Origin of the sequence: Nonomuraea cavernae, from assembly GCF_014646355.1 — a bacterium.
Taxonomy (GTDB): Bacteria; Actinomycetota; Actinomycetes; order Streptosporangiales; family Streptosporangiaceae; genus Nonomuraea; species Nonomuraea cavernae.
Genome location: NZ_BMNH01000028.1, coordinates 67,127 through 80,087, shown reverse-complemented (window position 1 = coordinate 80,087; position 12,961 = coordinate 67,127). Strand labels below are relative to the sequence as shown.

General features: G+C 70.2%; 12 protein-coding genes. 9 read left to right on the top strand and 3 right to left on the bottom strand.

Annotated features, from left to right (window positions below; translation table 11 throughout):
* Positions 1-106: 106 nt before the first annotated feature.
* The 3 genes from fbaA (at position 107) to IEY82_RS31575 (ending at position 2,957) form a co-directional block, all read left to right on the top strand.
* A complete protein-coding gene (fbaA, locus tag IEY82_RS31585) occupies positions 107-1,129 on the top strand; it encodes a class II fructose-bisphosphate aldolase (protein WP_189127924.1) in 1,023 nt (340 codons plus the stop codon).
* Between the two features lie 34 nt (positions 1,130-1,163).
* Positions 1,164-1,574 (top strand): DUF3151 domain-containing protein, encoded by a 411-nt coding sequence (locus IEY82_RS31580; RefSeq protein ID WP_225262863.1) that lies wholly within the window; start codon positions 1,164-1,166, stop codon positions 1,572-1,574.
* Between the two features lie 99 nt (positions 1,575-1,673).
* Positions 1,674-2,957, top strand: a complete 1,284-nt coding sequence (locus tag IEY82_RS31575) for an adenylosuccinate synthase (protein ID WP_189127922.1) — start codon at positions 1,674-1,676, stop codon at positions 2,955-2,957.
* A 28-nt stretch (positions 2,958-2,985) separates the two neighbouring features.
* Here the strand turns inward: IEY82_RS31575 and IEY82_RS31570 are convergent, their stop codons facing one another.
* Entirely contained in the window at positions 2,986-3,633 is a 648-nt protein-coding gene (locus tag IEY82_RS31570; protein WP_189127921.1) for a GNAT family N-acetyltransferase, read from the bottom strand.
* 182 nt (positions 3,634-3,815) lie between these two features.
* Between IEY82_RS31570 and IEY82_RS31565 the strand changes: the two genes are divergently transcribed.
* Complete coding sequence (locus IEY82_RS31565) at positions 3,816-4,721, top strand: glycerophosphodiester phosphodiesterase family protein (protein ID WP_189127920.1); 906 nt, start codon at positions 3,816-3,818, stop codon at positions 4,719-4,721.
* A 40-nt stretch (positions 4,722-4,761) separates the two neighbouring features.
* Here the strand turns inward: IEY82_RS31565 and corA are convergent, their stop codons facing one another.
* Positions 4,762-5,865: a magnesium/cobalt transporter CorA gene (gene corA / locus IEY82_RS31560; RefSeq protein WP_189127919.1), complete on the bottom strand. Its 1,104-nt coding sequence runs from the start codon at positions 5,863-5,865 to the stop codon at positions 4,762-4,764.
* A 360-nt stretch (positions 5,866-6,225) separates the two neighbouring features.
* Between corA and purD the strand changes: the two genes are divergently transcribed.
* From purD to IEY82_RS31540, 4 genes are all read left to right on the top strand, one after another.
* Entirely contained in the window at positions 6,226-7,446 is a 1,221-nt protein-coding gene (gene purD, locus IEY82_RS31555; RefSeq protein ID WP_189127918.1) for a phosphoribosylamine--glycine ligase, read from the top strand.
* A complete protein-coding gene (locus tag IEY82_RS31550) occupies positions 7,443-8,279 on the top strand; it encodes a phosphoribosylaminoimidazolesuccinocarboxamide synthase (protein ID WP_189127917.1) in 837 nt (278 codons plus the stop codon). Before purD ends, IEY82_RS31550 begins: the two co-directional genes overlap by 4 nt.
* A gap of 77 nt (positions 8,280-8,356) precedes the next feature.
* A complete protein-coding gene (murA, locus tag IEY82_RS31545; protein WP_189127916.1) occupies positions 8,357-9,622 on the top strand; it encodes a UDP-N-acetylglucosamine 1-carboxyvinyltransferase in 1,266 nt (421 codons plus the stop codon).
* A 201-nt stretch (positions 9,623-9,823) separates the two neighbouring features.
* Positions 9,824-11,113: a transcriptional regulator gene (locus IEY82_RS31540; RefSeq protein ID WP_189127915.1), complete on the top strand. Its 1,290-nt coding sequence runs from the start codon at positions 9,824-9,826 to the stop codon at positions 11,111-11,113.
* Positions 11,114-11,349: 236 nt separating this feature from the next.
* Here the strand turns inward: IEY82_RS31540 and IEY82_RS31535 are convergent, their stop codons facing one another.
* Positions 11,350-11,808, bottom strand: coding sequence for a rhodanese-like domain-containing protein (locus tag IEY82_RS31535; RefSeq protein ID WP_189127914.1), 459 nt, complete (start codon positions 11,806-11,808; stop codon positions 11,350-11,352).
* A 154-nt stretch (positions 11,809-11,962) separates the two neighbouring features.
* Between IEY82_RS31535 and IEY82_RS31530 the strand changes: the two genes are divergently transcribed.
* Positions 11,963-12,955 (top strand): EamA family transporter, encoded by a 993-nt coding sequence (locus IEY82_RS31530; protein ID WP_225262866.1) that lies wholly within the window; start codon positions 11,963-11,965, stop codon positions 12,953-12,955.
* Positions 12,956-12,961: the final 6 nt, after the last annotated feature.

Here is a 12,961-nt window from a genome sequence, read left to right as displayed (position 1 = left end):
CGATACGGGCGGCGACCGGCGTCAAGGCGCGTCGTCACTACCGCCTGGGGTAGCGGAGCCGAGATACTGGGCTGTGCGAAGCCCGCACTCTTCAGGGAGATGAGTCATGCCGATAGCTACTCCAGAGGTCTACGCCGAGATGCTCGACAGGGCCAAGGCCGGCGGATTCGCCTATCCGGCGATCAACGTGACCTCCTCACAGACGCTCAACGCCGCGCTGCGCGGCTTCGCCGAGGCCGAAAGCGACGGCATCGTCCAGGTGTCGACCGGTGGAGCCGAGTTCCTGTCCGGCGCCACGGTCAAGGACATGGTGATCGGCGCGACGGCTCTGGCCGAGTACGCCAGGGTGGTGGCCGCCAAATATCCGGTGACGATCGCCCTCCACACCGACCACTGTCCCAAGAACAAGCTCGACGGGTTCATGCGGCCGCTGATCGACATCTCGCTGGAGCGGGTGTCGAAGGGCCTCGACCCGCTCTTCCAGTCGCACATGTGGGACGGCTCCGCCGTACCTCTGGAGGAGAACCTCGAGATCGCCGCGGAGCTGGTCGAGAAGTGCGCCCGCGCCCAGATCATCATGGAGATGGAGATCGGGGTCGTCGGCGGCGAGGAGGACGGCGTCGTCGGCGAGATCAACGAGAAGCTCTACACGACGCCGGGCGACGCCCTGGCCACCGCGGAGGCGGTCGGCCTCGGCGACAAGGGCCGCTACATGCTGGCCGCGACGTTCGGCAACGTGCACGGCGTCTACAAGCCGGGCCACGTCAAGCTGCGGCCGGGCGTGCTCAAGGAGATCCAGGAGGTGGTCGGCGCCAAGTACGGCAAGGACAAGCCGTTCGACCTGGTCTTCCACGGCGGTTCCGGGTCGACGCTGGAGGAGATCCGCGAGGCGATCTCCTACGGCGTGGTGAAGATGAACATCGACACCGACACCCAGTACGCCTTCACGCGGCCGATCGCGGACCACATGTTCCGCAACTACGACGGCGTGCTCAAGGTCGATGGTGACGTGGGCAACAAGAAGGCCTACGACCCCCGGTCCTACGGCAAGACGGCCGAGGCCGGGATGGCCGCCCGCATCGTGGAGGCGTGCGCCGACCTCCAGAGCACTGGGACGAAGATCTCCTAGCCACGCTCGGGGCCCGGCGGGTATGACTTGTCCTATGGATAACCTTCTCGCCGGGCCTCCCCCGACTCACCTGCCGGACCTGCCCGAGGCCAGGGAGGCGCTCGAGTCCGGTGTCAAGGCCGCCGACATCGCGGCCCGTTTCCCCGCCTATCCGGCGGCCTGGGCGACACTCGCTGAGGAGTACTTCGCGCAGGGTCACGCCGTCACCTCCTACGCTTTCGCCCGCACCGGATATCACCGCGGGCTCGACCAGTTGCGCCGCAGCGGCTGGAAGGGCCATGGGCCCGTGCCCTGGGACCACGAGCCCAACCGCGGCTTCCTGCGCTGCCTCTACTCCCTCGCCAGGGCGGCCCAGGCCATCGGCGAGAAGGACGAGGCCGAGCGGTGCATGCAGTTCCTCCGCGACAGCGACGAGGCGGCGTACGACGCGCTGACCAAGAACTAGCGCTTGGGACGAATGGGTCGACTCAGGTAGTCTCTGCACGCAAGAGCCCCTGTCGCGCTTGCGCCAGGGGTTTCGTTTTGTGCTCGGGAGACTAGAACCATGCCGGCTGTCGTTCTCGTGGGTGCCCAGTGGGGCGATGAGGGCAAGGGCAAGGCCACCGACCTGCTCGGTGGCGATGTCGATTACGTCGTTCGCTATCAGGGTGGCAACAACGCGGGCCACACCGTGGTCATCGGCGACCAGAAATACGCCCTGCACCTGCTGCCCACCGGGATCCTGTCGCCCGACGTCGTGCCGGTGATCGGCAACGGCGTGGTGATCGACCCCGCGGTGCTGCTGAAGGAGATCGACGGGCTGGCCGCGCGCGGCATCTCCGCCGACCGGCTGCTGATCTCGGCCAACGCGCACCTGATCATGCCCCACCACAAGGCCCTGGACAAGGTCACCGAACGCTACCTGGGCAAGGCCAAGATCGGCACGACCGGCCGTGGCATCGGCCCGGCCTACGGCGACAAGATCTACCGGATGGGCGTGCGGGTCCAGGACCTGCTCGACCCCGGCATCCTGGCCAAGAAGATCGAGGTCGCGCTGACCGAGAAGAACCAGGTGCTCACCAAGGTCTACAACCGGCGCGGCATCGACACCGGCGCCGTCGTCGACGAGTACCTCGGCTACGCGGAGCGCCTGCGTCCGCACATCGCCGACACCTCGCTGGTGCTCAACCGGGCGCTGGACGACGGCAAGTTCGTGCTGCTCGAAGGCGGCCAGGGCACGTTGCTGGACATCGACCACGGCACCTACCCGTTCGTCACCTCGTCCTCGCCCACCTCGGGCGGCGCCTGCGCGGGCTCGGGCATCGCGCCGACGCGGCTCACGCGGGTGATCGGCATCCTCAAGGCCTACACCACGCGGGTCGGCTCGGGGCCGTTCCCGACGGAGCTCGAGGACGAGATGGGCGAGTGGCTGCGGCAGACGGGCGGCGAGTACGGCGTCACCACCGGCCGCAACCGCCGCTGCGGCTGGTTCGACGCCGTCATCGCGCGTTACGCGACCCGGATCAACGGGGTGACCGACTTCTTCCTCACCAAGCTGGACGTGCTGTCCGGGCTGGAGCGGATCCCGGTCTGCGTGGCGTACGAGGTCGACGGGGTGCGGCACGACGAGATCCCGATGACGCAGACCGAGTTCCACCACGCCAAGCCGGTCTACGAGGAGCTGCCCGGCTGGCAGGAGGACATCACGGAGGCCAAGTCCTTCGAGGACCTGCCGCCCAACGCGCAGGCGTACGTGCGGGCGCTGGAGGAGATGAGCGGGGCTCAGATCTCCGCCGTCGGCGTCGGCCCGGCCCGCGACGCCACGCTGGTGCTGCGCCCGCTGCTCTGATCTGTCCGCCTCGCCGGTGACGCCGCCGTCAGCCTCGCAGTACGGCGGCCGTCACGGGCGTGTGCAGGACCCAGCCGAGGCTCTCGTAGAGCGACCGGCCGGCCGGGGTGGCGACCAGGACGCCGGTGCGGGCGCCGGAGGCGGCGGCCGTGGCCGTGAGAGCCGTCATGACGACGCTGCCCAGACCGCGCCGGCGGTGCTGGGGAGCGGTCTCGACCTGGTCGACGACCGCCGTGCGGCCGGTGATGACGACCTGGCCGCGTGCAGCCATCTCGCCGGCCATCGTGAGCAGGCGGGCGACCGTGACCCCGGCGCGGGTGGTCATGGCCATCGTGTAGCCGGGCGGCGCCGCGAAGGCCGCCCGCTCCAGCGCGGCGGTCATCATGAACTCCGGTTCCTCGACGGACCAGGGCGCGGGCAGCCAGGGGGCGACGGCTTCCACGGGGGCGCAGAGCTTGAGCCAGGTGCCCGGGGTGGTCACCGAGGCCGTCAGGTGGCGGAGCGTGGCGGGAGCGGGGTCCGGGAGGATGTGGCGGGTCCGGTGGTCCGGCAGCCCGACGTCGACGCGGAGGCCCCAGGGCTCCGGCACCGGGGCGGGGGTCTGGCGCGAGATCACCCATCCGTCGACCCACGCCCGTACGGTCTCCGGGCGGGCGGTGGTGAGAGCCTGCCTCATGGGGATCAGCTTATTGCCAGACGATTACGTTTATCGAGGCATATATCGGTGCAAGGCGTGCGCAAGCGGACAAGGGACAGCGCTGTGTGTCCGCTCGATCGGTACCTCTAGGGCGTATCCCCACAAAAAGGGCACGGCGTGGGAGTGCGGGATAGTGACGCGCGCCCGGTAGGGTCCCGGTTGTGCGCGTTGAGATACATGGTCATCGGGGGGCGAGAGGCCTGTGGCCCGAGAACACCTTGCCGGGTCTGAGCCGCACGATGGAGCTCGGAGTGGACGCGCTCGAGCTCGACGTCGCGCTCACGGCCGACCGGCGGCTCGTGCTCACGCACGACCTCACGGTCTCGGCCGTGACGAGCGCCGACACGCGCCCGGCCAGGCCGGATGATCCGCACTTCCCCTACGTCGGCAAGCCGATCAACCTCCTCACGCTGGCGCAGCTGCGCACGCTCGACGTCGGCACCCGCCTGCCGCGCCACCCCGACGACCCGTTCGCGCTGACCCAGGTCACGCTGCCGGAGACGCGGATGCCCACACTCGGCGCGGTGCTCGGCCTGGTCAACGCCTACGAGGCGGAGAGCGTGCGACTGCACGTGGAGCTCAAGTCCGACCCGACCAGGCCGGAGCTGACACCCGATCCCGAGCTGTTCACCGAGTTGGTGGTCGACGAGCTCGACCGCCACGGGCGGCTCGGCAACGTGGCGATCCTCAGCTTCGACTGGCGGATCATCGGTCACGCCGCCGCGATGGCGCCCGGCACGCGACGGTTCGCGCTGATCGAGCTCGACACCCTCCACTGGCACGAGGACCTGGGCGACGACATCCCGGCCGCCGCCCGCGAGGCCGGGGCCACCACGCTGTCGCCCGAGCATGTGATGGTGGACGAGCCGCTGATGGAGCGGGCCGCCGCGGCGGGGCTGGACGTGGCCGTGTGGACCGTCAACGACCCCGGGCTGGCGGCGCGGATGCTCGACCTGGGAGTGAGCGGCGTCGTGACCGACTACCCCGACCGGATGCGCGAGCTGTGGCGGGAGCGTGGGCTGGCACTGCCCCCGCGCGTCGAGCCGCTCAGGCCGGTCGGCGTCTAGAGCGGCCGGCGTTCAGAGCCGTCAGCAGCGTTGGGAACGGTCAGAGCCAGCCGTTGCGGCGGAAACCGCGGTGCAGCAGCAGGCAGGCCGTGACCATGACGGCCAGCACGGCCGGATAGCCCCAGACCTGTTTGGTCTCGGGCATGAAGTCGAAGTTCATCCCGTAGACACCGGCGATCATCGTGGGCACGGCCAGGATGGCGACCCAGGACGAGATCTTGCGCATGTCCTCGTTGGCCAGGGCGTTCGACCGGGCCAGGGCGGCCTGCAGGATCGAGCTGCACAGCTCGTTGGACGACTCGACCTGCTCGCACACCCGGGAGAGGTGGTCGCCGACGTCGCGGAAGTACTCGCGCATCTCGGACGGGATCACGCGGCGTTGCGGCAGCGCGGCCAGCGGGCTCTGCAGCGGGGTGATCGCCCGCTTCATCTCCAGCATCTCCCGCTTGAGCTGGTAGATCCGGTTGATGTCGCGCGAGCTGACGTCGGCGAAGACGGTGGCCTCGACCTCCTCCAGCTCCATCTGCATGAGGTCGGCCACCTGGAGGTAGCGGTCGACGACGTGGTCGGCGATGGCGTGCAGCACGCCGGCCGGGCCGCGGGCCAGCAGCTCGGGCTGATCCTCCAACCGGCCGCGCACCTCGGTCAGCGGGCAGTGCTCGCCGTGGCGTACGGTCACCACGAAGTCGGCGCCGAGGAACACCATGATCTCGCCCGCAGCGATGATCTCGCTGGTGGCGGTCAGCTCGTCGTGGTCCAGGTAGGCGATGGTCTTGAGCACCATGAACAGGGAGTCGCCGTAGCGCTCGACCTTGGGCCGCTGGTGCGCCTTGACGGCGTCCTCGACGGCCAGCGGGTGCAGGTCGAACACCTCGGCCAGCCACTCGACCTCGGGGGCCGCCGGCTCGTGCAGCCCCACCCAGAGGAAGGCCTTGGCGCCCTCGAACTCGCTGTTGTGCTTGCGGACGAGGTCGAGCGACTCGGCGATGCCCTGGGCGGAGGCTCGCCGGCCCTCGATGTAGGCGCCGTACGTGACGATGGAGTCGGGCACCCGGACCTCAGGCGCCTGCCGGACCGGCTGACGCGCGGCCCGAGGCTGAACGGGGTGACGGTTGATGCGACGGAAAATGGTGGACGAGCGCATGGCAGTCCCTTTCCGCCCGACCTGGCACGCTCCATGCGCGATGAAAAGTCACCTCAATCAACACGTATGCATGGAGGCACGATCAGGCTGCCGGATTGGAGTGGTCGGGGGTACATGGGGTGTACGTGAACGAGCACGTACTGCTGGGATCACCAGGTTTCATCCCGGACCACCTCCAATCACGCAAGACGCCACAAAGCCGCCCTAAGCTATCACAGACGGGTGAACGCCTCCCGACGATACCCGCAGAGCGGCACCCGCGGCAGGTAGAAGTTCGCCAAGGAATGCCCTCCGTAGTGCCGTGGGGCGTACGGGCCTCCGATGCGGGGCGGGGTGGCGGGAGCTGCGACAATGGGCCCCGTGCGCGTTCTAGTCATCGGATCCGGCGGGCGTGAGCACGCCCTGTGCCGTTCACTCAAGCTCGACCCGCGGGTCGGCGAGCTCCACTGCGCTCCGGGCAATCCCGGCATCGAGGAGATCGCGACCCTGCACGCCGTCACGCCCACCGATCCAGAGCAGGTGGCCGGGCTGGCCACGCGGCTCGGGGCCGACCTGGTCGTCGTGGGGCCGGAGGCGCCGCTGGTGGCGGGGGTGGCCGACGCGGTGCGGGCGGCCGGCATCCCGTGCTTCGGGCCGTCCGCCGAGGCGGCGATGATCGAGGGGTCCAAGGCGTTCGCCAAGGAGATCATGGCCGCCGCCGACGTGCCCACCGCGCGGGCCCGGACGTGCGCGACCCCCGAGGAGGCGGCCGCCGCGCTCGACGAGTTCGGCGCCCCCTACGTGGTCAAGGACGACGGGCTGGCCGCGGGCAAGGGCGTGGTGGTCACCGACGACCGCGACGCGGCGCTGGAGCACGCGCTGGCCTGCGACCGGGTGGTGATCGAGGAGTTCCTCGACGGCCCGGAGGTGTCGCTGTTCGCGCTGTGCGACGGGCGCACGGCCGTGGCGCTGCAGCCGGCGCAGGACTTCAAGCGCGCCTACGACGGCGGCGAGGGGCCCAACACGGGCGGCATGGGCGCCTACACCCCGCTGCCCTGGGCGCCCGAGGGGCTGGCCGAGCAGGTCATGCGCGAGGTCGTGGAGCCGACGATCGGCGAGCTGGCCCGGCGCGGCCTGCCCTACCAGGGCGTGCTCTACGTCGGCCTGGCGCTGACCGCCAAGGGGCCCAAGGTGATCGAGTTCAACGCCCGCTTCGGCGACCCGGAGGCCCAGGTGCTGCTCGACCGGCTGGAGACGCCGCTCGGCGGGCTGCTGCTGGCCTGCGCGACCGGCACGCTCGGCGAGCACGACCGGCCGGTCTTCCGCGACGGCTCCGCGGTGACCGTGGTGATCGCGGCCGAGGACTACCCCGGAGCCCCGGTCAAGGGCGACGTGATCAGGGGGATCGAGCCGACCGCCGACGCCTACGTGATCCACGCCGGCACCAGGCGGGTGGACGGCGAGGTGGTCTCCGACGGCGGGCGGGTGCTCGACGTCGTGGGCACCGGGCCCGACCAGGAGAGCGCCCGGCGCCACGCCTACGAGCTGGTGGCACGGGTCGAGCTGCGCGGCTCCTTCCATAGAACGGACATCGCCCGATGAAGCACCTGCACTCCGGCAAGGTACGCGACCTCTACCAGACCGACGACGGCCTGCTGCTGATGGTCGCCTCCGACCGGATCTCGGCCTTCGACCACGTGCTGGAGCCCGGCATCCCCGACAAGGGGGCCATCCTCACGCAGCTGTCGCTGTGGTGGTTCGACCAGCTCGCGGACGTGGTGCCCAACCACATCGCGGCGCCGGGGCCCGACGCGCGCAGCATGGTGTGCAAACCACTCAAGATGGTGCCGATCGAGTGCGTGGCGCGCGGCTATCTGGCCGGGTCGGGGCTGACCGACTACCGGCGCGACCGCACGGTCTCCGGCGTCCGGCTGCCCGAGGGGCTCCAGGACGGGTCACGGCTGCCCGAGCCGATCTTCACCCCGTCGACCAAGGCGCCGGTGGGGCAGCACGACGAGCCGATCCCGTACGAACGGGTGGTCGAGGAGGTCGGCGCGGAGACGGCCGAGGCGCTCCGGCGCGTCACGCTCGCCGTCTACACCCGGGGCGCCGAGATCGCCCGGGAGCGGGGCATCATCCTGGCCGACACCAAGATCGAGCTGGGCTGGGACTCCGAGGGGGTGCTGACCCTGGGCGACGAGGTCCTTACGCCGGATTCCTCGCGATTTTGGCCGGCGGACGCCTGGGAGCCAGGACATCCGCAACCGTCGTTCGACAAGCAATATGTCCGGGATTGGCTGACCTCTCCCGAATCCGGGTGGGATAAATCCTCCGAAACCCCTCCGCCACGCCTGCCCGACAAGGTCGTCGAGCAGACCCGACGCCGTTATCTGGAAGCGTACGAACGCCTCACCGGAGCTTCCTTTAACGGATGATTCGGCTGGGGCAGTTGGTATGACCGACTACTCTTGGGCCGGTCGAGCCAGACCAAGAACCCCGAGGAGCCCCAGGAATGGTCCGTTACCGCGTGCGCGGTGGCAACGCACTACGTGGAACCGCCTTCATCCAGGGCGCCAAGAACGCCGTGCTGCCGATGATCGGGGCCGCTCTGCTCGCCGCGAAGGGGCGCACCGTCCTGCGCAACGTGCCCATCATCGAGGACGTCCGCCGCGCGGTCGAGCTCGCCGAGACGGTGGGCGCGTACGTCGAGCTGCACGAGGCCGAGCGCACGCTGGTCATCGACGCCTCGCGGCTGCGCAGCCCGGTGCTGCCCGCCGAGATCGCCAGGCGCTTCCGCGGCTCGGTGCTCTTCACCCCCGCGCTGCTCCACCGGCTGGGCGAGGCGATCGTCGAAGGCGTCGGCGGCTGCAACCTCGGCAGCCGCAACCTCGACTTCCACTACCTGGGCTACAAGCGGCTGGGCGCGGTCGTCGACGAGGGCGAGACCGTCATCCACGTCAAGGCCTCCGGCCTGACCGGCGCGACCCTCTACCTCGACACCCCGTCCCACACCGGCACCGAGAACCTGATCATGGCCGCGGCGCTGGCCAACGGCGTCACCGTGATCGAGAACGCCGCGCTCGAACCCGAGGTGCTCGACGTCATCGACATGCTCACCAAGATGGGCGCGCGCATCAGCGGCGGCGGCACCGGGTTCATCACCGTCGAGGGCGTCGACGAGCTGCACGCCGTCGAGCACACCGTGATGCCCGACCGGCTCGACGCGGGCGTCTTCGCGATGGCCGCGGCGATCACCGGCGGCGAGCTCAGCCTGGTCGGCACCGGCCTCGACCTCGGCGTGGTCCGCTACAAGCTGGAGCAGATGGGCGTCGACTTCGCCCGGCAGGGCGCGGTGCTGCACGTGCGCCGCGACCGCACGCTCCGGCCGATCAACATCATCACCGACACCTATCCCGGCTTCGCCACCGACCTGCAGTCGCCCATGATGACGGTCGCGGCACTGGCCGACGGCCCCAGCTACATCCACGAGCGCATCTTCGACGGCCGCTTCGCCCTGGCCGGCGAGCTGAACAAGATGGGCGCCCAGGTGGAGGTCGACGGCAGCCGGGCGATCGTGCGCGGCGCCACCCCGCTGACCGGCACCCAGGTGACCGCCCACGATCTTCGGTCGGGCATCGCTCTGGTGCTCGCCGGGCTGGCCGCGGAGGGCGAGACCGTCATCGAGTCGGGATACCTGATCGACCGCGGGCACGCGCATCTCGCCGAACGAATGCGGGCGCTCGGAGCGGACATTACACGAGAGATTTCAAGACACTGACAATCGTCAGGTAAACCCATCTGAACTGCTGAAATGACTTCTCGGGCGGCCAACCAGAACGGCTTTCCGGAAAAGTCGGGCGTGACATTACGGCCCTCGCGAGCGATCGTTCCAAAAGAGAGCACTGCAACTTACGGCAGGATGGGACGAACATTGGTCGAGAGGGCCGAAGAAACAACCCGAGTGTCACGCCCGGGCGCTATGACACCGGACCTCACCATCGGCGTGGTCGGACCCCACGATTTGGTCGAGCGCGTCATGTTGATGGGGCACGCAGCCGCGCCCCTGCCCTGTCGCCTTGTGGCGGCCGCCTACCGCGACGAGCAGGAGGCGCCCGACAAGGTGACCCGGCTCGGTCCCGGCGTCGACGCGTGCCTGTTCGCCAGCCCGGTCCCCTACGACCTGGCCCGGCGTTCCGGCGTGCTGACGATGCCGGCGACCTACGTCCAGCTCGGCGGGGCCGCACTGGTCGCCGCGCTGGCCAAGGCGGCGCTGGATCCGCGCATGGACCCCCAGCGGGTCAGCGTCGACGTGGTGTCACGTGCCGATGTCGAGGAGGCGTACACAGATCTCGGCATACCGGCCGCGGACGTGCACAGCCGCGACGAGCCGGGGGCCACCGGCACGATCGCGGCCTACCACGAGCGGCTGGCCCGCCAGGGCGCCACCACCGGCGCGCTGACGTGCCTGCCGGCGGTCGCCGAGCGGCTCCAGACGGCCGGGGTGGCGGTGATCCGGATCAGGCCGACCTCGGCGGCGGTGCGCACCGCGCTGCACACGGCGGCGCTGCTGGGCGCGCACCACCGGCTGGAGGAGTCGCAGCTCACCGTCGTGCTGGTGGAGGTGCCGACGCTCCGCGAGCCCGTACGCCGCGCCGCGCCGCGCTACTGGCGCGACGAGCTGCGGCTGTCGCTGCACCGGCTGCTGGTCCAGGAGGCCAACCGGATCAACGCGACCGTGTGGCCGATCGACGATCACAGCTATCTGGTCACCGCGACCAGGGGCTCGATCGCGACCGCCACCGATGGGTTCCGGGTGCTGCCGTTCGCGTCCAGGATCCGCGACGAGCTGGGGCTGGCCGTCGAGGTGGGCGTGGGGATGGGACGCACGACGCACGACGCCGAGTCGCACGCGCGGGCCGCGCTGGCCCGCACCCAGGCGGGCAAGCAGGCCCAGGGCTTCGCCGTGGACCGCGAGGGCCGGACCCTGGTGCCCGCTCCCCGGATGCCGCCCACCGGATCCGGGGCGCTCAAGCCCAAGGGCGTCGAGGTGCTGGCCAGGCTGGCGGCCAAGCTCGAAGGAGGTGACACGGTGGTCGACGCGGAGGGAGCCGGGAAGATGCTCGGGGTGACGCCGCGTACGGCCCGGCGGTTGCTGCGCACGCTGGTTGACGAGGGACTCGCGTGGCCGCTCCCGCCGAACCGCACGCCCCAACCCGGTCGGCCGCGGCAGCTCTACCGCCTCATCGTGGAGAAGCTTGGCCCGCGCTGATCCCCTGTACAGGTCCGCCGTCCCCCTTCCCCTTCCAGGACGGCGGGCCGTAGCTCTGCGTTACGGACATTGGGAGCGCTACCAAGTGTCCGAAATGTGAACTTGGGGGGAGATCGGCGTGAACTTCTGCGACCAGTTCTGCCGAGTTCTTGGTTGGCCCTTGTGGAAGGGGGTATGTTCTCCCTCGCCCCCGATCGACGGGATTCGGACGGGGGCACCAATTTTTCTCCCCGGCGTCAGCAGGCGCAGGCGACCTCCGTGACCGGCGTCGTGAGGGCGTCCTTCGGATGGCGGGTGAGCCCCGAGGCGGTCTCCACCGCGAAGCCCTCCCTGGCCCAGTACTCGAAGCCGCCGATCATCTCCTTGACCCGGTAGCCGAGCCTGGCGAACTCCAGCGCGGCGCGCGTGCCGCCGTTGCAGCCCGGTCCCCAGCAGTAGACGACGACCGTGACGTCGCGCGGCACGCTCGCCGGGGCGCGGGCGGCGATCTCGCGGGTGGGGAGGTGGCGGGCGCCAGGGACGTGGCCCTGGTCCCAGCTCTCCCGGCTGCGCGAGTCGACCACGACGATGCCGGGTTCGGCTGCGGCCAGGTCGGCGGCCACGTCGGAGACATCGGTCTCGAAGGACAGGCGGGCGGCGAAGTGGGCGAGGGCGGCGGCGTTGCCGGCGGCTGGGGTGTCGGTAACAGCGGACATGGGACTCCATTCACGAGATGAATGGAAAAATCGTGACATCCGGCTCGTGAAGCGGACAGTGGGTCGAATGCCGCTTATCGCTAAGATTCCGCCAGCCTCCCAGCGTCGGCCCTCCGCCGGAATCTGTCGGAACCGACCAGTATTGTCATCAGCCATGGGATCGAACACTGCTGACCGCCGGACTTCCCTCATGGTCTGGGGCGCCCTCGCCATTGTGTACGTGGTGTGGGGATCGACCTATCTCGGCATCGGAATCGCGATCGAGTCGATCCCGCCCATGCTCAGCGCGGCCATCCGGTTCATCATCGCGGCCGCCCTGCTGTCCGGGTTCCTGCTGGTGCGGTCGGGGCCGGCGGCCTTCAAAATGTCGCGCCGGCAGTTCCTCGGCGCGGCCCTCGTGGGCGTGCTGCTGCTGACCACGGGCAACGGGATGCTGTCCGTGGCCGAGCAGTACATCTCCACGGGCCTGGCGGCGCTGCTGGTGGCCTCGGTGCCGCTGTGGCTGGTCGTGTTCAGGTTCGCCGTGCGCGACCGTCCCAAGACGCTCACGCTCGCGGGCGTGCTGGTCGGCATCGGCGGGGTCGGCGCGCTGTCGCTGACCGGCGCCGAGGGCGGCAGCGAGGTCGGGATCGTCGTGGTGCTGCTCGCGTCGGTGTCGTGGGCCGTGGGCTCGTTCGTGTCGGGCAGGATCGCGATGCCCGCCAACGCGCTGGCCACCAGCGCGGTCGAGATGGTCGTGGGCGGCGCCGGGCTGCTGGTGCTCGGCACCGGCTTCGGCGAGCGGCTCGACGTCTCGGCCGTCACCACCAGGTCGTGGCTGGCACTGGCCTACCTGATCGTGGCGGGGTCGCTGATCGGGTTCACCGCGTTCTCGTGGCTGCTGGGCAACGCGCCCATCTCGCTGGTCTCCACCTACGCGTATGTCAACCCGGCCGTCGCCGTCGCGCTCGGCGCGCTGGTCCTCAGCGAGCCGATCACCGTCCAGGTGATCGTCGGCGGCCTGGTCATCCTGGTCGGCGTCGCCCTGGTGATCTCGACCGAGCGCAAGGGAACGACACGCGCGCCCGACGCCGGCGCGGGCGATGGCGGGACACCACCGCCCGCGCGCCGGCGGGCCGAGCCCGTGGCCGAGCAGCCTGGCGGGTAGGCACGC

Excerpts from the sequence above, each read along its gene's own strand:
- fbaA (WP_189127924.1), top strand. The coding sequence starts at position 107 with ATGCCGATAGCTACTCCAGAGGTCTACGCCGAGATGCTCGACAGGGCC.
- IEY82_RS31580 (WP_225262863.1), top strand. The coding sequence starts at position 1,164 with ATGGATAACCTTCTCGCCGGGCCTCCCCCGACTCACCTGCCGGACCTG.
- IEY82_RS31575 (WP_189127922.1), top strand. The coding sequence starts at position 1,674 with ATGCCGGCTGTCGTTCTCGTGGGTGCCCAGTGGGGCGATGAGGGCAAG.
- IEY82_RS31570 (WP_189127921.1), bottom strand. The coding sequence starts at position 3,633 with ATGAGGCAGGCTCTCACCACCGCCCGCCCGGAGACCGTACGGGCGTGG.
- corA (WP_189127919.1), bottom strand. The coding sequence starts at position 5,865 with ATGCGCTCGTCCACCATTTTCCGTCGCATCAACCGTCACCCCGTTCAG.
- IEY82_RS31550 (WP_189127917.1), top strand. The coding sequence starts at position 7,443 with ATGAAGCACCTGCACTCCGGCAAGGTACGCGACCTCTACCAGACCGAC.
- murA (WP_189127916.1), top strand. The coding sequence starts at position 8,357 with ATGGTCCGTTACCGCGTGCGCGGTGGCAACGCACTACGTGGAACCGCC.
- IEY82_RS31540 (WP_189127915.1), top strand. The coding sequence starts at position 9,824 with ATGACACCGGACCTCACCATCGGCGTGGTCGGACCCCACGATTTGGTC.
- IEY82_RS31535 (WP_189127914.1), bottom strand. The coding sequence starts at position 11,808 with ATGTCCGCTGTTACCGACACCCCAGCCGCCGGCAACGCCGCCGCCCTC.
- IEY82_RS31530 (WP_225262866.1), top strand. The coding sequence starts at position 11,963 with ATGGGATCGAACACTGCTGACCGCCGGACTTCCCTCATGGTCTGGGGC.